The 21,854-nt window shown below is 65.1% G+C and carries 16 protein-coding genes and 1 pseudogene; 7 read left to right on the plus strand and 10 right to left on the minus strand.

What is annotated here, in order from left to right; translation table 11 throughout:
* The first annotated feature begins 31 nt into the window (after positions 1-31).
* Complete coding sequence (locus tag PO883_RS05140; protein WP_289308782.1) at positions 32-1,996, plus strand: APC family permease; 1,965 nt, start codon at positions 32-34, stop codon at positions 1,994-1,996.
* A gap of 24 nt (positions 1,997-2,020) precedes the next feature.
* Here PO883_RS05140 and PO883_RS05145 read toward each other — a convergent pair whose 3' ends face one another.
* Entirely contained in the window at positions 2,021-2,491 is a 471-nt protein-coding gene (locus PO883_RS05145) for a hypothetical protein (protein WP_289308783.1), read from the minus strand.
* 287 nt (positions 2,492-2,778) lie between these two features.
* On the opposite strand from PO883_RS05145, the gene PO883_RS05150 reads away from it, so the two are divergent.
* Positions 2,779-3,843 (plus strand): DUF418 domain-containing protein, encoded by a 1,065-nt coding sequence (locus PO883_RS05150; protein ID WP_289308784.1) that lies wholly within the window; start codon positions 2,779-2,781, stop codon positions 3,841-3,843.
* A gap of 11 nt (positions 3,844-3,854) precedes the next feature.
* Here PO883_RS05150 and PO883_RS05155 read toward each other — a convergent pair.
* The 8 genes and pseudogenes from PO883_RS05155 to hutC all read right to left on the minus strand — a co-directional run.
* Positions 3,855-3,971: pseudogene (locus PO883_RS05155) on the minus strand (3-ketoacyl-ACP reductase); the annotation flags it as partial.
* A 101-nt stretch (positions 3,972-4,072) separates the two neighbouring features.
* Positions 4,073-5,794 carry a glycosyltransferase family 39 protein gene (locus PO883_RS05160; RefSeq protein WP_289308785.1) on the minus strand — a complete coding sequence of 574 codons (1,722 nt, stop codon included), beginning with the start codon at positions 5,792-5,794 and terminating at the stop codon, positions 4,073-4,075.
* 93 nt (positions 5,795-5,887) lie between these two features.
* A complete protein-coding gene (locus PO883_RS05165; RefSeq protein WP_054268338.1) occupies positions 5,888-6,157 on the minus strand; it encodes a type B 50S ribosomal protein L31 in 270 nt (89 codons plus the stop codon).
* Positions 6,158-6,458: 301 nt separating this feature from the next.
* Positions 6,459-7,721: a transcription termination factor Rho gene (rho, locus tag PO883_RS05170; RefSeq protein ID WP_054268339.1), complete on the minus strand. Its 1,263-nt coding sequence runs from the start codon at positions 7,719-7,721 to the stop codon at positions 6,459-6,461.
* Between the two features lie 149 nt (positions 7,722-7,870).
* Positions 7,871-8,197 (minus strand): thioredoxin TrxA, encoded by a 327-nt coding sequence (gene trxA, locus PO883_RS05175; protein ID WP_167087600.1) that lies wholly within the window; start codon positions 8,195-8,197, stop codon positions 7,871-7,873.
* A gap of 180 nt (positions 8,198-8,377) precedes the next feature.
* Positions 8,378-8,860 (minus strand): response regulator, encoded by a 483-nt coding sequence (locus PO883_RS05180; RefSeq protein WP_289308786.1) that lies wholly within the window; start codon positions 8,858-8,860, stop codon positions 8,378-8,380.
* 109 nt (positions 8,861-8,969) lie between these two features.
* Complete coding sequence (locus PO883_RS05185; RefSeq protein WP_289308787.1) at positions 8,970-12,827, minus strand: ABC transporter substrate-binding protein; 3,858 nt, start codon at positions 12,825-12,827, stop codon at positions 8,970-8,972.
* A gap of 138 nt (positions 12,828-12,965) precedes the next feature.
* Positions 12,966-13,685 carry a histidine utilization repressor gene (hutC, locus tag PO883_RS05190; RefSeq protein WP_289308788.1) on the minus strand — a complete coding sequence of 240 codons (720 nt, stop codon included), beginning with the start codon at positions 13,683-13,685 and terminating at the stop codon, positions 12,966-12,968.
* A gap of 156 nt (positions 13,686-13,841) precedes the next feature.
* On the opposite strand from hutC, the gene ada reads away from it, so the two are divergent.
* Positions 13,842-14,939, plus strand: coding sequence for a bifunctional DNA-binding transcriptional regulator/O6-methylguanine-DNA methyltransferase Ada (ada, locus tag PO883_RS05195; protein ID WP_289308789.1), 1,098 nt, complete (start codon positions 13,842-13,844; stop codon positions 14,937-14,939).
* The gene (locus PO883_RS05200; RefSeq protein WP_289308790.1) at positions 14,936-15,628 is read left to right on the plus strand and encodes a 2OG-Fe(II) oxygenase; all 693 of its coding nucleotides are present in this window, start codon (positions 14,936-14,938) and stop codon (positions 15,626-15,628) included. Before ada ends, PO883_RS05200 begins: the two co-directional genes overlap by 4 nt.
* Before the next feature lie 143 nt (positions 15,629-15,771).
* Here the strand turns inward: PO883_RS05200 and PO883_RS05205 are convergent, their stop codons facing one another.
* Positions 15,772-16,455, minus strand: a complete 684-nt coding sequence (locus PO883_RS05205) for a transposase (RefSeq protein WP_289308791.1) — start codon at positions 16,453-16,455, stop codon at positions 15,772-15,774.
* A 269-nt stretch (positions 16,456-16,724) separates the two neighbouring features.
* On the opposite strand from PO883_RS05205, the gene PO883_RS05210 reads away from it, so the two are divergent.
* From PO883_RS05210 to hutH, 3 genes are all read left to right on the plus strand, one after another.
* Entirely contained in the window at positions 16,725-18,404 is a 1,680-nt protein-coding gene (locus PO883_RS05210; RefSeq protein WP_289308905.1) for an amidohydrolase, read from the plus strand.
* 117 nt (positions 18,405-18,521) lie between these two features.
* Positions 18,522-20,234: a urocanate hydratase gene (hutU, locus tag PO883_RS05215; protein ID WP_167087583.1), complete on the plus strand. Its 1,713-nt coding sequence runs from the start codon at positions 18,522-18,524 to the stop codon at positions 20,232-20,234.
* Between the two features lie 34 nt (positions 20,235-20,268).
* Positions 20,269-21,834, plus strand: coding sequence for a histidine ammonia-lyase (gene hutH / locus PO883_RS05220; RefSeq protein WP_289308792.1), 1,566 nt, complete (start codon positions 20,269-20,271; stop codon positions 21,832-21,834).
* Positions 21,835-21,854 lie beyond the last annotated feature (20 nt).

Raw genomic sequence — 21,854 nt, forward strand, 5'->3', positions numbered from 1 at the left:
CACCACGCCGTCCGTACGGGCCGCGCGCACGATGAATAACAAGAAGATCCGCGAACTCATACTCGGCAAAGCGCTCGACCCGATGAAAAGCGAAACCCGCCACTCAATGGCGCTGGTCGCCTTCCTGGCCTGGGTCGGACTGGGCGCGGACGGCCTGTCGTCCTCCGCCTACGGGCCGGAAGAAACCTTCCGCGCGCTCGGCGGCCATACCCACCTCGGCCTCTACCTGGTGCTGGCCACCGCCATCACCGTGTTCGTCATCGCGCTGGCCTACAACCAGGTCATCGAGCTGTTCCCCACGGGCGGGGGCGGCTACCGCGTCGCCACCAAACTGGTTGGCCCGTATATGGGCCTGGTCTCCGGCTGCGCGCTGATCCTCGATTACGTGCTCACCATCGCCATTTCGATCGCGTCCGGCGTCGATGCCCTGGCCTCGTTCCTGCCGCTCGGCTTCCAGCCTTATAAACTCTGGGCCGAAGCGTTTTTCATCGGCCTCCTGATTGTGATGAACCTGCGCGGCCTGAAGGAAGCGATCCAGATCCTGCTGCCGATCTTCCTCGGCTTCGTGGCCACGCACCTGGTGCTGATCGTGTACGGCATCGTCGCGCATGCGTCCTACCTGCCGCAACTGGTCCCGACCACCATGGTCGAGACGCGCGAACTGGCCAGCAGCATCGGCTGGACCGGCGTGGCCGGCATGCTGCTGCTGGCCTATTCGCAGGGCGGCGGCACCTACACCGGCCTCGAAGCGGTGTCCAACAACGTCAACCTGCTGGCCGAACCGCGCGTGCGCACCGGGAAGATGACCATGCTGTACATGGCGCTGTCGCTCGCCTTCACCGCGTCCGGCATCATCCTCCTGTACCTGCTGTGGGATGCGCGGCACGTGGCCGGCCAGACCCTCAACGCGTCCACCTTCAAGGCCATCATCGACAGCATGGGCCTGGGCGGCCCGCTGCTCAACCAGATCCTGCTGGTGATCGTGCTCGCGTTCGAGGCCGGCCTGCTGTTCGTGGCCGCCAATACCGGCTTTCTCGGCGGTCCGTCGGTGCTGTCGAACATGGCCGGCGACTCCTGGGTGCCGCACAAATTCCGCTACCTCTCGACGCGCCTGGTCACCCAGAACGGCATCCTGGTGATGGGCATCGCCGCGCTGGCGATCCTGTTCTGGACCGAAGGGAAGGTGACCCTGCTGGTGGTGCTGTATTCGATTTCCGTGTTCCTCACCTTCGCCATTTCGCTGTTCGGCCTGTGCCGCTACTGGTGGCAGAGCCGCAACAACGAAGGCCAGAGCTGGGTGCGCCGCTTCCTGCTGTCGCTGACCGGCTTCGTCATCTGCGCCGGCATCCTGGCGATCCTGCTGTACGAGCGCTTCACCGAAGGCGGCTGGGCGACCATCGTCATCATCGCCGCCATCGCCGCGCTGTGCGTCACGATCCGCAATCACTACCGCGAAACCAAGGCCGCGATTCACTCGGTCGACGAAGTGTTCGCCAACCAGCCCTTCGGTCCCGTGACGGAACCGGTGGAGCCGATGGCGGATGACCAGACCGCCGTGTTCATCGTCGGTTCCTCGCGCGGCGGCGGCCTGCATGCCTTGCTGTGGGTGCTGCGCATGTTCCCCGGCCACTTCAAGAACTTCCTGTTCGTGAACGCCCGCACGGTTGATTCGCATGCGTATGGCGGCATCGGCGCGCTCGAAAAAATGCGCGAGGAAGCGGCCGATACGCTCGAATATTTTGTCGATTTCTGCCAGAGCCACGGCATGGCCGCGTCGTCGTATATCAGCTTCGGGACCGATGCCGTCGACGAAGTGACCAGGCAATGCGAAGAGATCAACCGCGAATATCCGAGTTCGATTTTCTTCACCAGCAAACTGATTTTCGCGACCGATAACTGGTTCACGCGCCTGCTGCACAACCAGGCCGCGCTGGCGGTACAGCGCCGCCTGCACCTGGAAGGCTTGCAGATGGTGATCCTGCCGATGAAGGTCTAGCGCACTCGTACGGACCGGAAAGCGTTAAGCTGGCTCAAGCAATTGTTCGTTGCCCTCTGCGGCAAGTTGCCATGCCCACTTGCCGCCGGTCTGCGAGACGATGATCCTGCTATTGCCTATGTGATCAATCGCCTTGAGCGTGTCGACGGCTGCCGCCACATTGTCAGTCCCATGATGTTCTTGAGTGTAGATGAGCCGTATCAGGAAGTCTTCAGCCTTGGGAATGCGACCTTGCTTTTCCCATTTCGCCACGGATTGTTCTGTGCAGCCAAGTAACTTGCCCAAGGACTTCTGTGAAAGCAGTAACGCGCTCCGCAGGTAACGGAACTCGGCGCCCGACAGCTTGCCAGGCTTATGTGCAAGCGCAAGGCATATGGCCCGAATGAGTCCATCGAGGTCCTGATACGAGACGGCTGTCCCATACGGCGTTTCTTTCTCGACGTAGCCGTTTTTGAGCCATACGTTGCGCAAGCCTGCGTCGGTAAAGTGAAGCACGATTCGTTCTCCTATGCGTAGATCGCAGTGACGACGATCAGACCGCGTGGTCCTGAATTTCCCTTCTTTTTGACATCCCTCGCTGCCTTTTGTTCCTGAACTCGTGGAACACTTTGGATGAACAGGGGGAGGACTCCGATGACCCACCGTGCAGGCAGCATCTGCTCAGCCGGCCGTGATGGCGGTGACCGACAACACGACGATGCATAAGCCGTGCTGATCGAAACGCCGTTTTCAACAAGCACCAATCCCCATGCTACATTGTTATTTTTTCAATGTGGCTACCCATGAAACAACGTATCGTCGGTCTCGACCTGGCCCGGGCCCTTGCCGTCATCGGCATGGTGGTCGTCAATTTCAAGGTCGTCATGCACGCCAGCGCGGCCGATGCCCCGTGGTGGCTGGCACTCTTCGATGCGCTCGACGGACGCGCTTCCGCCGTCTTCGTGGTCCTGGCAGGCGTTGGCCTGTCGCTGATTTCACAGCGCGCGCGCCAGTCCGGCGATGCCGGCGCGCTGCACGTCGCCCGCGCCGGCATCCTGAAACGCGCCGCCTTCCTGTTCGTCGCCGGCCTGCTGTATGTGCAGGTCTGGCCGGCCGACATCCTCCATTATTACGGCGCCTACATGGTGATCGGCGCTGCCGTCCTGTCGTGGCGCACCGGCGCGCTGTTCGCCGCCGCCCTTGCCATGGTGGCCGGCTTCGTCCTGCTGGCCACGGTCATCGATTATGGCGCCGGCTGGAACTGGGAAACGCTGGCCTACGCCGGCTTCTGGAGCCCGGCCGGCTTTGTCCGCAACCTGTTCTTCAATGGCTTCCACCCGGTCTTCCCGTGGGCCGGATTCCTGTTGCTCGGCATGGCCGCCGGGCGTTTCGACCTGCAGTCGCCCGCCGTGCTGCACCGGATTTTCATCACCGGCCTTGGCATGGGCATCGCGGCCGAATCGACCATGCTGATCGGCGCCATGTACGCCACGCCCGGCGAAGGCATCTGGGCCCACCTGTGGTCATCCGGGCCGCTGCCGCCGCTGCCCCTGTACTGGATCGCTGGCGCCGGCGACGCCCTGGCGCTGATCGCGGCCTGCGTCTGGATCGGTGAACGCTGGCGCGACGCGCGCCCGCTGGCACCCCTGGTCCACACCGGCCAACTGGCGCTGTCCCTGTACATCGCCCACGTCGTGGTCGGCATGGGCGTGCTCGAAGCGCTTGGCTTGCTCCATGGCCGCACGCTCGCCTTCGCGGTGACCAGCGCGCTGCTGTTCTCGGCCGGCGCGGTGCTGTGCGCGCACCTGTGGCGCCGGCGTTTCGCGCTTGGCCCGGTCGAGTGGCTGATGCGGCGCTGCACCGGGTAAGCGTGTGCTCACTACGCCAGGGCGCCGTTGGCGTGCAAGACCTGGCCGTTGACCCAGGCCGCATCCGGCCCCGCCGGAAAACCGACCACCTTGGCGATGTCGTCCGGCTGGCCGCGGCGTCCCAGCGGCGCCAGCGTGCTGTATCCGCACCACCGGCAGCTGTCGGCGCGTGCGCACCTTTGCCGGATGGCTGAAGGAGGTTGTCGCCGCCTGAACGGCGGCGCGGGGTTCAGGGCGCGCGCTGATACAGGCGGAAGCGCTCGTCGCGGTCGGCCGCGCGCCGGCCTTCCCACAGCAGGCGCCATTCCGCGCCCGGCGGCGGCTTGACCAGTTCGCGCTCGTCGTGCACTTTCACGCTGTCTTGCAGCAGGATCAGATCGCACTTGGCCGAGCCGATTTTATCGAACGGCAGCTTGCCGTAAAACGCCAGCGACGCGCGTTGCGGCGCGCCCACGTTGGAATTGATGCAGCCCGAATCGAGCGGCAGCGAGCTGGCGATCTGGCGCGCCACGCTGGCGTAGCTCTTGCTGTAATTGAAGTCCGGCAGGAACAGCGTCATGAGCAGCACCCACAGCAAAATCAGCCCGCCCGACGACAGCACCACCGCGCGCCACAGCACCGCCGGCTGGCGCGAAATGCGCCAGTGAACCAGCGCGATCCAGCCGATGGTGGCACCCGCCGCCACCACGAACGCCAGCACCTCGACCTCGGGCCGGAAGCCCGGCAGCAGCTTGAGCGCATTCTTGGCCAGCTGCGCCGGCCAGCCGGTCAGCTTGGCGATCCAGAACAGCCACACGACCGCGCCCAGCATGGTCAGCACCATCACTGAAAACCAGTCGATGGCATTGATGGCGCCGCGCTTCATGGTCGGCAGCCCGAACGCGGCCATGATGGCCAGCGGCGGCAGCAGCTTGAGCAGGTCGCCGTTTTCCGGCAGCGGATCGCACAGGATCAGCAAGGTGAGCGCGCCGACGAAAAACAGCGGCAGCACGATGTGCAGCAGATGGTCCTGGCGGCGCCAGGCGTAAATGGCCCAGCCGGCGAACGGCCAGGCCGGCCAGAAGAACCAGATCCCGACGCGGAAAAAGGTCTTGATCGAGACCCAGCTTGGCAGCCCGATCTGGCGCGCGGTCCAGCCTATCCAGGCGCCGACCGGATTCAAGCCGTACGGCGCCACCAGCCAGGCCGGCAACACCCAGACCATCGCGATCAGCGCGGCCGTCAGGACCGCCAGGCCGAGGTGGCGCAAGGTCGGCGCCAAAGGCACCGACAGGAAACGCGTGCACAGGAACAGGGCCAGCAGCAAGGTCACTGGCGTGAGTACGCCGCGCGTAAGCACCAGCGCGCCCAGCGACAGGCCGATCAGGACCGCATTGCGCACCGTCTGCGCTTCCACGTAGCGCACCGCGCGGTACAGGAAATAGGCGACCAGGCCGCCCTGCAGGGTCACGGCCAGGGTTTCGTGGCTGAACATCAGCAAGCCGAGGCAGCCGAGATAGATCAGCGCGGCGGTATCGGCCAGGGTACGGCCATAGTCGTCCGGCTCGGGCTGGCCGCCGAAGGCCAGCCGCAGCGGTTGCGCATCCTGGCGCCGCCCCAGGTGGAAGGCGGTCCACCAGACCGAGGCCGTGCCGGCCAAAAAGATGCCGATGGTCGACATGCGCGCCGCCATCATGTCGCCCATCAGCCAGCCGAACAGCTTGATGCACAGCGCGCCCAGCCAGAAGGCCAGGGGACCATCGTCCGGCACCGGCATGCCGGCGATATTCGGCAGCAGCCAGTCGGCGCCGCTGCCGTGGGCCATGGTCCACATGATGCCGAAACTGCCAGCATCATCTTTCCAGTCGGCGCGCCCGATCAGGCCGGGCAGGATGTACAGCAGGCCCAGCGCAAACAAGGCCCAGCGCGGCAGGGCGAGGGTAGCGGCGGCGGAAAGACGGACGGGTTTCATCGATAACGGGGGCATCGGGAATTGGGGAAGGACGTAGTATCAACGAAAAAAAAGCAGCCGGGGGCTGCTTTTTTGGGTATGCATGGCAAAAACTTAGCCGTTTGCAACCGCGGTTTTGGAGCCGACGGCGCCAAATTTCTGACGGAACTTCTCGACGCGACCAGCGGTGTCGACGATTTTGTGCTTGCCGGTGTAGAACGGGTGCGATTCAGCCGATACCTCGATTTTCACCAGTGGGTATTCTGCGCCCTCGTGGGTGATTTTTTCGCGGGTCTGGATGGTCGAACGGGTAACGAATTTGAAATCGCACGACAGGTCGTGGAAAACAACGTCGCGGTATTCTGGATGGATATCTTTACGCATGGTCTTGCCTCGGTTAGTTTGGTAGCCAAACTGCACTTCGTCGGTCGTCTTGCCTCGTGACCCGATTGCCGCTCACTTGCCAGGGGTTAAATACTGCAACCGGCGATTATACAGCGATTTTTGCCCCAAGGGGTCAGACCCCGGTTTTTCCGTTGGGGGTCTGACCCCGGTGCTGCCGATAACGTTGCAGAAGGACAAAGGGGTCTGACCCCGGACAAAGGGGTCTGACCCCGGTGTTGCCGAAGTTGCCAAAAACGACAAAGGACGGCCGCAGCCGTCCTTTCGTGATGCTTTCGGGGTGTTAGCCGCCGCGGCGCATCATGTCGAAGAACTCATTATTGTTCTTCGTCGCCTTCATCTTGTCGAGGATGAACTCCATCGCCTCGATCTCGTCCATCGAGTACAGCAGCTTGCGCAAGATCCAGATCTTCTGCAGCTGGTCTGCCTTGATCAGCAGCTCTTCGCGGCGGGTACCCGATTTATTCAGGTTAATCGCCGGATAAACGCGCTTCTCGGCCAGGCGGCGTTCGAGGTGGACTTCCATGTTGCCGGTGCCCTTGAATTCCTCGTAAATCACGTCATCCATGCGCGAACCGGTTTCGATCAGGGCCGTGGCGATGATGGTCAGCGAGCCGCCCTCTTCGATATTGCGTGCCGCACCGAAGAAGCGCTTCGGACGCTGCAGCGCATTCGCATCCACACCGCCGGTCAGCACCTTGCCCGAGGCAGGGATCACGGTATTGTAGGCGCGTGCCAGGCGGGTGATCGAGTCCAGCAGGATGATCACGTCCTTCTTCATTTCGACCAGGCGCTTGGCCTTTTCGAGCACCATCTCGGCCACTTGCACGTGGCGCGTGGCGGGTTCGTCGAAGGTCGAGGCAACCACTTCGCCGCGCACCGAGCGCTGCATCTCGGTCACTTCTTCCGGACGTTCGTCGATCAGCAGCACGATCAGGGTGCAGTCAGGGTGATTGGCCGTGATCGCGTGGGCGATGTGCTGCAGGATGACCGACTTGCCCGATTTCGGGGATGCCACCAGCAAGCCGCGCTGGCCCTTGCCGATCGGGGCGATCAGGTCGATGATGCGGCCGGTGATGTTTTCCTGGCCATTCATTTCGCGCTCGAGGCGCAGCGGCTCGTTCGGGTGCAGCGGGGTCAGGTTCTCGAACAGAATGCGGTGCTTGCTCGCTTCCGGAGATTCGCCATTGACCTTGTCGACCTTGACCAGCGCGAAATAGCGCTCGCCGTCTTTCGGGGTGCGCACTTCGCCTTCGATCGAATCGCCCGTATGCAGGTTGAAACGGCGGATTTGCGAAGGCGAGATATAGATGTCGTCGGTCGAGGCCATGTAGCTGGCATCGGGCGAGCGCAGAAAGCCGAAGCCGTCCGGCAGCACTTCGAGAGCGCCGTCGCCAAAAATCTGTTCGCCCGATTTCGCGCGCTTCTTGAGAATGGCGAACATCAGTTCTTGTTTGCGCAGGCGGGCTGCGTTGTCGATATCGAGGCCAATCGCCATCTCCAACAGAGCGGAGACGTGCATGGCCTTCAGTTCAGATAAGTGCATGAGTTGAGTCCCGTGACGGGAAGTAAAGGTAGGGGAGGGAACTGCGTGGGTTAATCATCTGGGAAGAAATCAGTCGAGGCCAAACGCTTCCCGGCCGGACAAGACGGCAGCGCGGGCGCGCTGCGGTCACGTTGTAATTTTACTCAGTCTTAAATATTGCTGTCGATGAAGGCGGTCAACTGCCCCTTGGTCACCATGCCGATTTTCTTGGCAGCGACAACACCGTTCTTGAACAGAATCAGGGTCGGAATGCCGCGGATCTCGAACTTGGGCGGAATGCCCTGGTTGGCGTCCACGTCCATCTTGGCGATCTGCAGCTTGCCTTCGTATTCCTTGGCAACTTCTTCCAGGATCGGGGCGATCGCCTTGCAAGGACCGCACCACTCGGCCCAGAAATCGACCAGCACCGGACGGTCCGACTTGAGGACATCCGCTTCAAAAGATGCATCGCTAACGTGTTTAATATTTTCGCTCATGTTTTCCTCTAAATGAGGTAGGGGGTCAATAACGCCTGGGGGATAAGCCGACCCTGCTTAAAGATCGCCAGCCAGTTTCCTTTTTCATCTTGCAACACCATGGTGGTGACGATGTGTGCAAATGCAATATAGGGAAGGGCGGCAGAGGGTGTCAGGCGGGGATTTAGCCGAAATAATAACCTATTTTCCCGAAAGGGGAGAAAGATTGTACGAATTCTCGTGTCCGGGGCTGTCCGGCACCAGCAGCGGGGCCAGCGCCGCCTGCAATTCCTGGGCGCTGATCGGCTTCTTGAAGGCGCCCAGCACGTTCAGGCCGTGCGCCTTGGCCAGCCGCTCGGCCGCCTTGCGCACCCCGCTGTCCATGCCCGAGAGCAGCATCACGCCACCGCCGAAGCCACCCGCGGCGGCGGCCTGCATGAATTCGATGCCATCCATGTCCGGCATCGACAGGTCGCAGATCAGCAGGTCCGGCGCATCTTGCGCCAGGCTGGCCAGGGCGCGCCGCGCGTCCGATTCGGCGCGCACCTCGAATCCGGGCGCCGGGCCGGCCGCGCTGCCGATATCGGCCAGCATCTCGGCCAGCAGTTCCAGCATAAAATGATCATCGTCCAGCAGCAGCACGCGGATGCGTGCGGCCGGGGCCTTTTTTGCGGGCTCGTCCATGGTTGTCTTTAGCGGCTGTTATTGTCGTTATTCACGTCACGCTTTCTCGCGCGTGCGCGGCCATTATCCCGGAAGTCGCCCCCGAACGGCAGGTGTGCGCGGGCTTTTTTTAGGCGTCGCTGGCAAATGTCGTGTTCTGCATGATTTGCTCGGTGATCTGCGCCAGCAGCGGCCACAGCTGGGCGACCAGGGCCCTGGCCTCGGCCCGTTCGCTGGCCGGGCTGCCATGGGCCAGGTTTTCCAGGCGCAGGCATAGCTCGCCCATGCCCATCGCCCCCACCGTGCGCGCCGACGACTTGATGCGGTGGCCCAGCTCGCGCACGCGCCCGATGTCGCCGGCCGCCAGCGCCGTTTCCATCTCGTCGAAGCCGGCCTGGGTGGTTTGCAGGAACTTGAAGGCAAACTTGCGCACCTTGTCCTGGTTGTAGCTGAGCAGCTTGGCCAGCACCGTCAGGTCGATCACGTCCGGGTCGCCCGCCACCGTGCGAAAGCCGGGCTGGGACGGCGCGGCCGGCGCTGCCGCCACCGCCGGCAGGCGCAGCGGCAGCCAGCGCGCCACCGCTTCGCACAGCCCGGCCGGCTGGATCGGTTTGCTGATGAAGTCATCCATGCCCGCCTGCATGCAGCGCTCACGGTCCTCGCTGGTGGCGTTGGCCGTCATGGCCAGCACGCGCAAGCCGGCCAGGCGCGGATCGAGGCGGATCAGGCGCGTGGCCTGCAAGCCATCCATGACCGGCATCTGCACATCCATCAGCACGCAATCGAAACCGGTCTTGGCCAGCAGGTCGAGCGCTTCCAGGCCGTTCTGCGCCAGGCACACCACGCAGCCGGCTTCCTCCAGCATTTCGAGGGCGATCTGCTGGTTGAAGATATTGTCCTCGACCAGCAGGATGCGGGCCCCGCGCAGCAGCGCGTCCTGGCCCGGCGGGCGCGCGCCGGCGGCGGCCCCATCCCGGCCGCGGCCGCCCTGGTCGCCGACGGCGGCCGGATCGAGCTTGCCCACGCGCGCGGTGAACCAGAAGCAGCTGCCGCTGCCCGGATGGCTCTCGACGCCGACGTCGCCCCCCATCAGCTGCGCCAGCTGCTTGCAGATCGCCAGTCCCAGGCCGGTGCCGCCGTATTCGCGCGTGGTCGAGGTGTCGGCCTGCTGGAACGACTGGAACAGCTTGGCCGTCTGCTCGGGTGTCAGGCCAATGCCGTTGTCGCACACCTGGAAGCGCAGCAGGCAATCGTCGGCGCGGTCGTCGATATTGTCGATCCGGATCGTGATGCTGCCGCTGTCGGAAAACTTGATCGCATTGTGGGTGTAATTGATCAGCACCTGGCCCAGGCGCAGCGGATCGCCCTGCAGCGCGCGCGGCAGCGCCGGATCGAGCTCGAACACCAGCGCCAGGTCCTTGGTGGCCGCCTTCGGCGCGACCACCGTGGACAGGGTCTGGATCACATGGTCGAGCGTAAAAGCCACCATTTCCACTTCCAGCTTGCCGGCCTCGATCTTGGAAAAGTCGAGGATATCGTCGATGATGCCCAGCAGGTGCTCGCCGGCGAAGCGGATCTTCTCGATGTAGTCGCGCTGGCGCGGATTCAGGTCGGTCTTGAGCGCCAGGTAAGCCATGCCGATCACGCCATTCATGGGGGTGCGGATTTCGTGGCTCATATTGGCCAGGAACTGGCCCTTGGCCAGGCTGGCTTCCTCGGCCACCTTCTTGGCCTGGTCCAGCTGCGCGGTGCGCTGCTGCACGCGCTCTTCCAGGTGCTCGTTCAATTCGCGCAACTGCTGCTCGGTGCCCATGCTGGCGCTGATATCGACCATCATCGCGATCAGGTACTCGCTCTGGCCCTGCTCATTGCGCACCGGCTTCTGGATGGTGCGCACATGCAGCTCGCGGCCCAGGCGCGCGTTGTACACCGTCTCGACATCATCGAGCATCACGCCGCCGGCAAAGGCTTCCTGTTCGCGCGCGCTGAGCATGCCGTGCCCGCCCTTGCCGTCCCCGCTCAACTGGGCAAAGGTCAGGCCGAACTGGCTCTCGCAGGCGCTGTTCATCAGCGTCACGCGGCCCTCGGTATCCTTGATGTACAGGCCGATCGGCATCATCTGCAAAATCTCGTGCAGGCGCGCCGCCAGCGCCTTGAGCGCCTGCTCGGCGCGCTGGCGCTCGCTGATGTCGCGCAGCGACACGATGGTCAGCGTATGGCCCTGCAACTGGATCGGCGTGCGATTGACCTCGGCCGGGAACTGGCTGGCGTCGCGCCGCTGCGCCGTGAGTACCTGGTTTGGCGGGCCGGGCGCGCGCACGCCCGGCGCCAGCTGCTCGGCCTGCATCCCGGCCAGGGTCTCGAGCGCATAACCGAAGCTGCTTGCGCACAAATGGTTGGCATGGCGGATGCGGCCCTCGGCATCGAGCACCAGCATCGCTTCCGGCGACGCTTCCAGCACCGCGCGCACGCGCGCCTCCTCGGCCTGCTTGCGGTCGGCGATATCGGCCATGGTGCCGCTCACGCCCAAGGCGCGCTCCCGGTCATCGCGTTCGACCACGATGCCGCGTCCCAGCATCCACTTCCAGCGCCCATCCTTGCAGCGCATGCGGAACTCGCACGCCAGCACGTTGCCGCTGCCGGCCCCCGGCGACCTGAGGCAGGCGGACAGGTCATCCTTCAGGCGCGCCACGTCCTCCGGGTGCACATGCAGCAGCCAGGCATTGAAATCGACCGTGAATTCGTCCGGCCCGTAGCCCAGCAACTCCTTGTAGCGCGCCGACAACACCAGCTCGCCGCTGTGCTGGATCCACTCCCAGGTGCCGTGGCCGGAGCCGTCCAGCGCGAAGCGCAGCAGGTTCTCGCTGCTGGCCAGTTGCGCGCGGGTGGCGGCCAGCACGCCGCGTTCGGCGCGCAGGGTGGCCCCCAGGCGCCGCAGGCGCCACAGGGCCACGCCCGCCACCAGCAGCAGCGCCGCCAGCGCCAGCGCGGCCAGGTAGGCCGGCGGCCCGTTCGCCTGCGGCGCCTGGTACAGGAAACCATCAAGCGAAAACCCGGCCGGCAGCAGGCCAAGGCTGGCGTAGGCGGCCGCGATGGCGCGCCAGCGCTCCGGATTGCTGTAGCCAGGCTCGAGCATGTCGGCCTCCATCAGCGGCACGATGCCGCGCGCCTCGTACAGCAAGTGCTCGCGGCTGAGACGATGCGGATAGCGCGCCCGGATCAGGTCCACGAGATCGGCCTGGTGCGCCAGCGCATAGCTCCAGCCGCGCAGGGTGGCGGCGCGCATGGCGGCCGCGCGCGCCGGATGCTCGCGCAGTTCGGCCTCGCTGGTAAACAACAGGTCGCCGTAAAAATCGATGCCGGCCGTGCGCGGCGTGAGCATGGTAAAGCGGGTGTGCTCGCGTTCGAGCAGGTAGGGCTGGTCGGTGCTGAATGCCGACATGGCCGCCACCCGGCCGCTGGCCAGGTCACCCACGTTATAACTGTGGCGCATCTGGGCATAATTGGCCAGCGGCGCACCGCTCTTCTTCATGAACACCAGCAGCTCCACGCTGTTGGGCGAAATCATCACCGTGCCGCTGGCGGGCAACTGCGGCTTGCCGTCGGCGCCGGCGCGCACCAGCAGCACCGCCGGCGAATGCTGGAACACCGACGCCAGCACCACCACCGGCTTGCCGCGCGCGCGCGCCACCAGCAGATTCGAATTGGCCACCCCATACTCGGCCGCGCCCGAGGTCACCGCCGACACCGCGTCGTCGCCGCGCTCGGCCTCGCGCAAGGTCACATCCAGCCCCGCCTCGCGGTAAAAGCCCTGTTCCTGGGCCGCGTAATAGCCGGCGAACTGGAACTGGTGCTGCCACTTGAGCTGCACCACGACCTTTTCCAGGGCCAGCGCGTCGGCGCCGGTCAGCGCGGCCGCCAGCAGTGCGCATGCGCGCAGCCAGCGCACGGCGGCGCGGGGACGGGTGGACCAGATCGGAACGGGCATGGCGCGGCCATCGGAAGTTGAGTTAGGCTACCTCCATAGTAGCCATTTTTTGACTCAGGGAATTTACCAACAGGAATCTTCGCCTATCGTGCGGGAAAAAGTGTCGTATTTCTGCTCTGGATGAGAGCTGCGCCCCGTTCAGCCGACCTTGCCGGTGAACTGATATAACTGGCCGGGATGCCACATTGTCACGACCGAGGCGACCTGGCCCAGCGCATGCGTCTTGCGCTTGAGCACCAGACAACACTGGCGCGGCCCGATCGCCAGCATGCTGGCGATATCGCGCGGGGCGGGCAGGGCCTCGATGCTGTAACTCGCGCTTTGCAGGGGCGCGGCCTTCATCAGATGTTCGTTGGGCGTGATGGCCGCAAAATCCTGGGCCAGGTAATCGGGTGCGCAGGCTGGGTTGACCCAGCGGTCCTCGACCTGGATCGGCACCTCGTTCTCGAAGTGCACGATCACCGAATGGAACAGCGGCTGGCCGGGCGCCAGCGCGAACTGCAGCGCCAGCAGCTCGCTCGCGCGCGCCTTGTCGAGCAAGTGCAGGCTGCTGCGGTGACGGTGGCCGCGCGCGCGGATTTCATCGGCGATGCTGCGGATTTCGACCAGCGTGGCCTGGTACTTCTGCGGCGCCACGTAGGTGCCCGAGCCCTGGCGGCGCGTCAGCACCTGTTCCGCCGTCAGCTCGCGCACGGCGCGGTTGACGGTCATGCGCGACACCCCGAACTGGCGCACCAGGGCCTGTTCGGACGGCACCACGTCGCCCTCCTTCCAGCGGCCGGCGGCGATTTCACCGAGCAGATAATCCTTGATGCGCTGGAAAATCGGCGTCGTGTCTTGCACAATCTGCTGTTCCAAACTACTCTCCGAAGGCCGGCTTAAAAGCGGATTTTAGCACCGTGGCCGCGGCGCCGGATTCAAAAGCAAGCAGCGGGATGACTGCTGCCGCCGCGCCGCCTACGATAGGGGCATGCGAACAGGATCGCGAACGGGAGCAGCGCCATGAAAGCAGCAATGAACACAAGCAGCAGCACCAGCAGCAGCACCGGCTACGACAACGACGACGCACGCTGGGCCGCGGTCCAGCGGCGCGACGGCGGCGCCGACGGCGTCTTTTATTACTCGGTACGCAGCACGGGCGTCTACTGCCGGCCCTCGTGCGGCGCGCGCGCCGCCCTGCGCGCCAACGTCGCCTTCCACGCCAGCGGCGCCGAGGCCGAGCAGGCCGGGTTTCGGCCCTGCCTGCGCTGCAAGCCGGACCAGCCGCCGCTGGCCGAGCGCCACGCCAGGATGGTGGCGCAAGCGTGCAGGCTGATCGACGCCAGCGAGGCCGGGCTGGACCTCGACAGCCTGGCCGAGGCCTGCGGCATGAGCCGCTTTCATTTTCACCGCGTGTTCAAGCAGCACACCGGCATCACCCCCAAGGCCTACGCCGCCGCGCGCCGCGCCGGCAAGGTCGACGCCGGCCTGGCCACGGCAGGCAGCGTCACCGAAGCCATTTACGCGGCCGGCTACAACTCCAGCGCACGCTTTTACGCCAGCGCCCCCGCGCGGCTCGGCATGACCCCCACCGCCTGGCGCGCCGGCGGCAGCGGCGCCGTGATCCGCTTCGCGATCGGCGCCTGCTCGCTAGGCGCGATTCTGGTGGCGTCGACCGACAAAGGCATCTGCGCCATTCTGATCGGCGACGACCCCGACCTGCTGGCGCGCGACCTGCAGGACCGCTTCCCCGCGGCCGACCTGCGCGGCGCCGACGCCGGCTTCGAAGCCACGGTGGCGCGCGTGGTCGGCCTGGTCGAAGCGCCCGGCGTGGGGCTCGACCTGCCGCTCGACGTGCGCGGCACCGCCTTCCAGCAGCGCGTATGGCAAGCGCTGCGCGAGATTCCGGCCGGGCAGACCGTCAGCTACGCCGAACTGGCCGCGCGCATCGGCTTGCCGTCCGGTGCGCGCGCGATTGCCGGGGCCTGCGCCGCCAATCCGGTCGCGGTGGCGATTCCCTGTCACCGCGTGGTGCGCACCGACGGTGCGCTGTCCGGCTACCGCTGGGGCGTCGAGCGCAAGCGCATTTTGCTCGATCGCGAACGTGACGGCGGCGAGGGTGGCGCGGCATGAATGTGGCGATCGAGTGGGACCGTGTCGGCGCCGACCTCGATGCGCACGGGTGCGCCGTGGTGGAAGGTTTGCTCGATGCGCAGCAATGCCGCGCCTATGCCGGTGCCTACGACGACGAAGCGCGCTACCGCAGCCGCGTGGTGATGGAGCGGCACGGCTTCGGGCGCGGCGAGTACCGCTATTTCGGGTACCCGCTGCCCGCGCACCTGGCGGCGCTGCGCGAAGGGCTGTACGGGCCGCTGGCGCGCATCGCCAACCGCTGGCATGGCGCGATGGGGATAGCCACGCGGTTTCCGGCGCGGCATGACGAGTTTCTGGCGCGCTGCCACGCCGCGGGGCAAGAGCGGCCCACGCCCCTGATCCTGCGCTATGGCGAAGGCGACTACAACTGCCTGCACCAGGACCTGTACGGCGAACACGTATTCCCCTTGCAGGTAGCTGTGCTGCTGTCGCAGCCGCGTGACGATTTCACGGGTGGCGAATTCGTGCTGACCGAACAGCGCCCGCGGATGCAGTCGCGGGCCGAGGTCGTGGGGCTGGGGCGGGGCGACGCCGTGATCTTCCCGGTGAACCAGCGGCCGGTGAACGGCACGCGCGGCGCCTGCCGTGTCACGATGCGGCACGGCGTCAGCCGCGTGCGCTCCGGGCAGCGCCACACCCTCGGCATCATCTTCCACGACGCCGAATAGTCCTACAACCGGGGTCTGACCTCTGATTAGTCCTACAACCGGGGTCTGACCTCTGATTAGCAATTTTTTTCTTGGGGCATATTTATTCTCGCTCCAGTGCCTAATCGGGGTCTGACCTCTGACTCGAAATTATTGCAATGAGTCTAGTCTCGATGTCTACCTTGGCGTCGAGGCATCACATCTGTTGCGCTGGCAATCGCCATTTGTGCGATAAATTCTTCGCTTCCAAGAACGGCGTTGCCGTTGGTGGCCTTGCGCACTTGCTCGAGCATTGCCTGCGACATTTCCTCTTGGAACAATGCGCGATAGTTGCACTGGCGCTCAGGCTGTTCTGCTCCAAGCGCAGAATACAGCGCGTGTGGCTTGACGATGTTGTCCGCTTCTCCGTATGCGTTTGCTTGATAACTCGACCATCGATAGTCCAGGGGATGAGCCACCATGCCGGCTCGTACTGGATTAAGCTCGATATAGCGTTGACACACGAAAAAATACCTCTCGTCCTGGACCAGACACGAGCGATACCGTCCCTGCCACAGCGTTCCAATGCGTTGATGGCGCCGGTTGACGTATTGAACGTAGCGCTCTCCCAGCGACTTCATCATTGCAGCCGGCGACGAGCAGGACTCGGGCGATATCAGCAAATGGATGTGGTTCGTCATCAGTACATATGCGTGCACGCTGCAGCTTGCTTGTTCAGCGGCGATACGCAGCAGATCAAGATAGACGAGATAGTCTGCCTCGACAAAAAAACAGGGTAAGCGATTGTTGCCTCGTTGAATGATGTGAAGGGGAACCTCGGGGAGAATCAGACGATTTCGGCGTGGCATAAGGCACTCTGAAAAAAGGGGGAGGGGTGCTAACAAGCTGCATCAGCGTAACGCCTTATGCGACGTCGTCTTGTGCCTGCGTCAATCGCGCGCGTTTCGTTGCTAATCAGAGGTCAGACCCCGGTGGCGCTCTGTGGGGGCAATAGCTTGCGAACTGGAATTTAATTGCTAATCAGAGGTCAGACCCCGGTTGAAACCCGGCTGGGCAACAAGTTGACGAGGAGGCAAAGCGCGCTACACTTTGGGCTTGCCCACCGAATGGAGACATGATGCGTCCGATCCCTCTGCAGTGCTGCCTCGCCATCCTCACCGCCCTCGGGGCGGCCGCGCCGGCGCAGGCGGACACCGTCCTCGATAACGCCAACGGCTATACCCTCAACAGCCGCAACGAGCTGCTGCGCTTCACTTCCCTGGCGTTCGACGACAAGGGCCGCATCCTGGCCGTCGGCAGCGCCGCCCAGACCCGCGCCAAAGCACCCAAGGCGCGCCACATCGACCTGCAGGGCAAAACCGTCCTCCCCGGCCTGATCGACGCCCACGGCCACGTGTTCGGCCTGGGCGAGATGCTCACCCAGCTCGACCTGGCCGGCAGCGCCACCCTGGCCGACGCCCTCACATCAGCTTCCGACTACGCGCGCGCCAATCCCTCGCACCCCTGGCTGCGCGGACGCGGCTGGAACCAGGAGATCTGGAAGCTGGGCCGCTTCCCCACCGCCGCCGAACTCGATGGCGCCGTCGCCGACCGCCCCATCTGGCTTGAACGCGTCGACGGCCACGCCGGCTGGGCCAACACGCGCGCTCTCCAGCTGGCCGGTATCACCAGGGACACCCCCGACCCGGCCGGCGGCAAGATCGTGCGCGACGCCGATGGCAACGCCACCGGGGTCCTGATCGACGCCGCCCAGGAACTGGTCGCCAACGTCCTTCCCAAGCAGTCCGAGGCCCAGGCCAGAATCGTCCTCGAGCGCGCCCTCAAGCAGATCGCGCACATGGGCCTGACCGGCGTGCACGATGCGGGCATCAACGCCGCCCAGGATGCCCTCTACCGCAGCTACGCCGACCAGGGCAAACTGAGCGCGCGCGTGTACGCCATGATCGGCGACGTCGGCGCCGACTTCGACCAGCTCTCGGCCAGGGGCCCGCTCACGAGCTACGCCGACGGCCTGTATGCGCTGCGCGCGGTCAAGCTGTATGCGGACGGCGCCCTGGGCAGCCGCGGCGCGGCGCTGATCGCGCCCTACAGCGACGAACCCGCGTCGCACGGCCTGCTGTTCCGCCAGAACGCCGACATCCACGCCATGATGGATAAGGCCATGCGGCGCGGCTACCAGGTCAACGTGCACGCCATCGGCGACGCCGGCAACCGCCAGATCCTGGATGGCTATGAAAAGCTGATCCCGCGCCATAAGAGCAAAGGCGGCGCCGCGCTGCGCCACCGGATCGAGCATGCGCAAGTCGTGGCGCCCGCCGATATCGCGCGCTTCAAGAGCATCGGCATCGTGCCGTCGATGCAGCCGACCCACGCCACGTCCGACATGAACATGGCCGAACAGCGCGTCGGCCCGCAGCGCATCAAGGGCGCCTACGCCTGGCGCACGTTTCTCAAGCAAGGCTCGCGCATCGCCTGCGGTTCGGACTTCCCGGTGGAGTCGTCCAAGCCCTTCTTCGGCATCCACGCGGCCGTCACGCGCCAGGATGCGGCGGGCCAGCCGGCCGCCGGCTGGTACGCCAACGAGGCCATGACGCTCAAGGAAGCGCTGCGCTGCTTCACCCTGGACGCGGCATGGGCCGGCCACCAGGAAAAATCCACCGGCTCGCTGGAAAAGGGCAAGTGGGCCGATTTCATCGTCGTCGACCAGGACCTGTTCAGCATGCCGGCGGCCGAACTCCACAAGGTCGGCGTGCTGCAAACCTGGGTCGGCGGGCGCCAGGTCTATAGAAAAGAGTGAGCCTGGCGGGCGCATAAATGATTTGACTTGGTTGTATATACAACTTAGACTTTGAAGCTGCACGGGGCGCGTGCCGCCTGCGTACGCGCCTGCCCCTAAACTCTTGAAGGAGATGCCATGACCACCGATCCGACCAGTTTCGATGATGATCCCCGCTTCGATGCCAGCCGCACGATCCGCGCCCCGCGCGGCACTGAACTGGCTTGCAAAAGCTGGCTGACGGAGGCGGCCTACCGCATGATCCAGAATAATCTGGATGCGGAGGTGGCGGAAAATCCCAAGCACCTGGTGGTCTACGGCGGCATCGGCCGGGCGGCGCGCAACTGGGCCTGCTACGACCAGATCCTCGCTTCCCTGCGCGAACTGGAAGACGACCAGACCTTGCTGATCCAGTCCGGCAAACCGGTCGGCGTGTTCCAGACCCACCCGGACGCGCCGCGTGTCCTGATCGCCAACTCGAACCTGGTGCCCAAGTGGGCCAACTGGGAACACTTCAATGAACTCGACCGCAAGGGCCTGTTCATGTACGGGCAAATGACGGCCGGCAGCTGGATCTACATCGGCACCCAGGGCATCGTGCAGGGCACCTACGAAACCTTCGCCGAGGCGGGCCGCCAGCATTTCGGCGGCGACTGGGGCGGACGCTGGATTCTCACCGCGGGCCTGGGCGGCATGGGGGGCGCGCAGCCACTGGCGGCCACCTTCGCCGGCGCGGTCTCGCTCAATATCGAGTGCCAGCAAAGCAGCATCGACTTCCGCCTGCGCACGCGCTACCTGGACAAGCAGGCCAAGGATATCGACGACGCCATCGCCCTGATCAAGCAGCACACGGCCGCGCGCGAAGCGGTGTCGATCGGATTGCTGGGCAACGCGGCCGACGTGCTGCCGGAGCTGGTGCGGCGCGCCAGGGCGGGCGGCCTGGTGCCGGACATGGTGACCGACCAGACCTCGGCGCATGACCTGATCAACGGCTACCTGCCGCGCGGCTGGACCGTGGAACAGTGGAAGGCGGCGCAAAAAGACCCGGCGCAGCACGCGCGCCTGACCGCCGACGCGGCGGCATCGTGTGCGGTTCATGTGCAGGCCATCCTCGATTTCCACGCCATGGGCGTGCAAGCGGTCGACTACGGCAACAACATCCGCCAGGTGGCCAAGGACCAGGGCGTGCTCGATGCCTTCGCTTTCCCGGGCTTCGTGCCGGCCTACATCCGGCCGCAGTTCTGCGAGGGCCGTGGCCCGTTCCGCTGGGTGGCGCTGTCGGGCGACCCGGAAGATATCTACAAGACCGATGCCAAGATCAAGGAACTGTTCCCGGAGCAGAAGCAGGTACACCACTGGCTCGACATGGCGCGCGAGCGGATCGCCTTCCAGGGCCTGCCGGCGCGGATCTGCTGGCTGGGCCTGGGCGAGCGCCACATCGCCGGCCTGGCCTTCAACGAGATGGTGCGCACGGGCGAACTGAAAGCGCCGATCGTCATCGGCCGCGACCACCTCGATACCGGCTCGGTCGCCAGCCCGAACCGCGAAACGGAAGCCATGCGTGACGGTACCGATGCGGTGTCCGACTGGCCGCTCCTGAACGCGCTGCTCAATACCGCCGGCGGCGCCACCTGGGTGTCGCTGCATCACGGCGGCGGCGTCGGCATGGGCTACTCGCAGCATTCGGGCGTGGTCATCGTGGCCGACGGCACCGATGCCGCCGCCAAACGGCTGGCGCGGGTGCTGGTCAACGACAGCGGCTCGGGCGTCATGCGCCACGCCGACGCCGGCTACGAGACGGCCGTCGCCTGCGCCAAGCGCAATGGCCTGAACCTGCCGATGGTTCCCTAACTCCGCCAATCACGCATATCTGAACAGAGCAAACATGAACACGACTTCAAACCAAGGCTGGACCCTTACTCCCGGCGCAATGAGCATGGCCGACCTGCGCGCTGTCTGGGCCGCGCCAGGCGCGCTGACGCTGGCGCCATCGGCTTACCCCGTCATCAGGGCCTCGGCCGCGGCGGTGGACGCCATCGTCGCCAAGGGCGACGCCGCCTACGGCATCAATACCGGTTTCGGCATCCTGGCCAAGACCCGCATCCCGGACGAAAAGCTGGAAGAATTGCAGCGCAACCTGATCCTGTCGCACTCGGTCGGCACCGGCGCGCTGCTGTCGGACGCGGTGGTGCGCCTGATCATGCTGATGAAAATCGGCAGCCTGGCGCGCGGCTTTTCGGGCGTGCGTCCGCTCATCATCGATACCCTGATTGCGCTGTACAACGCCGGCATCATGCCGGCCATTCCGGCCAAGGGCTCGGTCGGCGCCTCGGGCGACCTGGCGCCGCTGGCGCACATGACGCTGGCCATGCTGGGCGTGGGCCAGGTGCGCGTGAACGGCGAGCTGCTCGAAGCGCTGGACGCGCTCAAGGCGGCCGGCATCGAGCCGGTGGTGCTCGGTCCCAAGGAAGGGCTGGCGCTGATCAACGGCACCCAGGTTTCGACCGCGCTGGCGCTGCATGGCCTGTTCATGACCGAACGCCTGCTGGAAGCGGCCATGGTGGCCGGTTCCCTGTCGCTGGATGCGGCCAAGGGCAGCGATGCGCCGTTCGACGCGCGCGTGCATGCAGTGCGCGGCCAGCCGGGCCAGATCGCGGCGGCCGCCATTTATCGGCAACTGGTGGCGTCGAGCGCGATCCGCGCCTCGCACCTGGTCGGCGACGAGCGCGTGCAGGACCCGTACAGCCTGCGCTGCCAGCCGCAAGTCATGGGCGCGATCATGGACCTGATCGCGAACGTGTCGCGCACCCTGCTGATCGAGGCGAATGCCGTCACCGACAACCCGCTGATCTTCGCCGACACCGGCGAGATCATCTCGGGCGGGAACTTCCACGCCGAGCCGGTCGCCTTCGCGGCCGACACGCTGGCGCTGGCGATCGCCGAAATCGGCGGCCTGGCCGAACGCCGCATCGCGCTGCTGATCGACGCCACCTTGTCGGGTCTTCCGCCGTTCCTGGTGCGCGAACCGGGCGTCAATTCGGGTTTCATGATCGCTCACGTCACCGCCGCCGCGCTGGCGTCGGAAAACAAGTCGCTGGCCCACCCGGCCAGCGTGGACAGCCTGCCCACCTCGGCCAACCAGGAAGACCATGTGAGCATGGCGACCTTCGCGGCGCGCCGCCTGGACGAGATGGCGCACAATACGGCGGTGATTGTCGCCATCGAACTGCTGGCGGCGGCGCAGGGGATCGATTTCCACCGTCCGCTCACGTCCTCCCCGCACCTGGAGCACGTGCACCAGCAACTGCGCCAGAAGGTGCCGTTCTTCGATGCCGACCGCTTTTTTGCCCCGGATATCGAGGCGGCGCGCCTGATGGTGCTGGACGGCGAGTTGAGTGCTTCCTGCAAGCCGCTGTTCGCGGCGCTGTACAGCGCTGTGCCGTCGAATTGATAATCAGGCCATAATGCAAA

The organism is Massilia sp. DJPM01 (assembly GCF_030348125.1).
Classification (GTDB): domain Bacteria; phylum Pseudomonadota; class Gammaproteobacteria; order Burkholderiales; family Burkholderiaceae_D; genus Telluria_A; species Telluria_A frigida.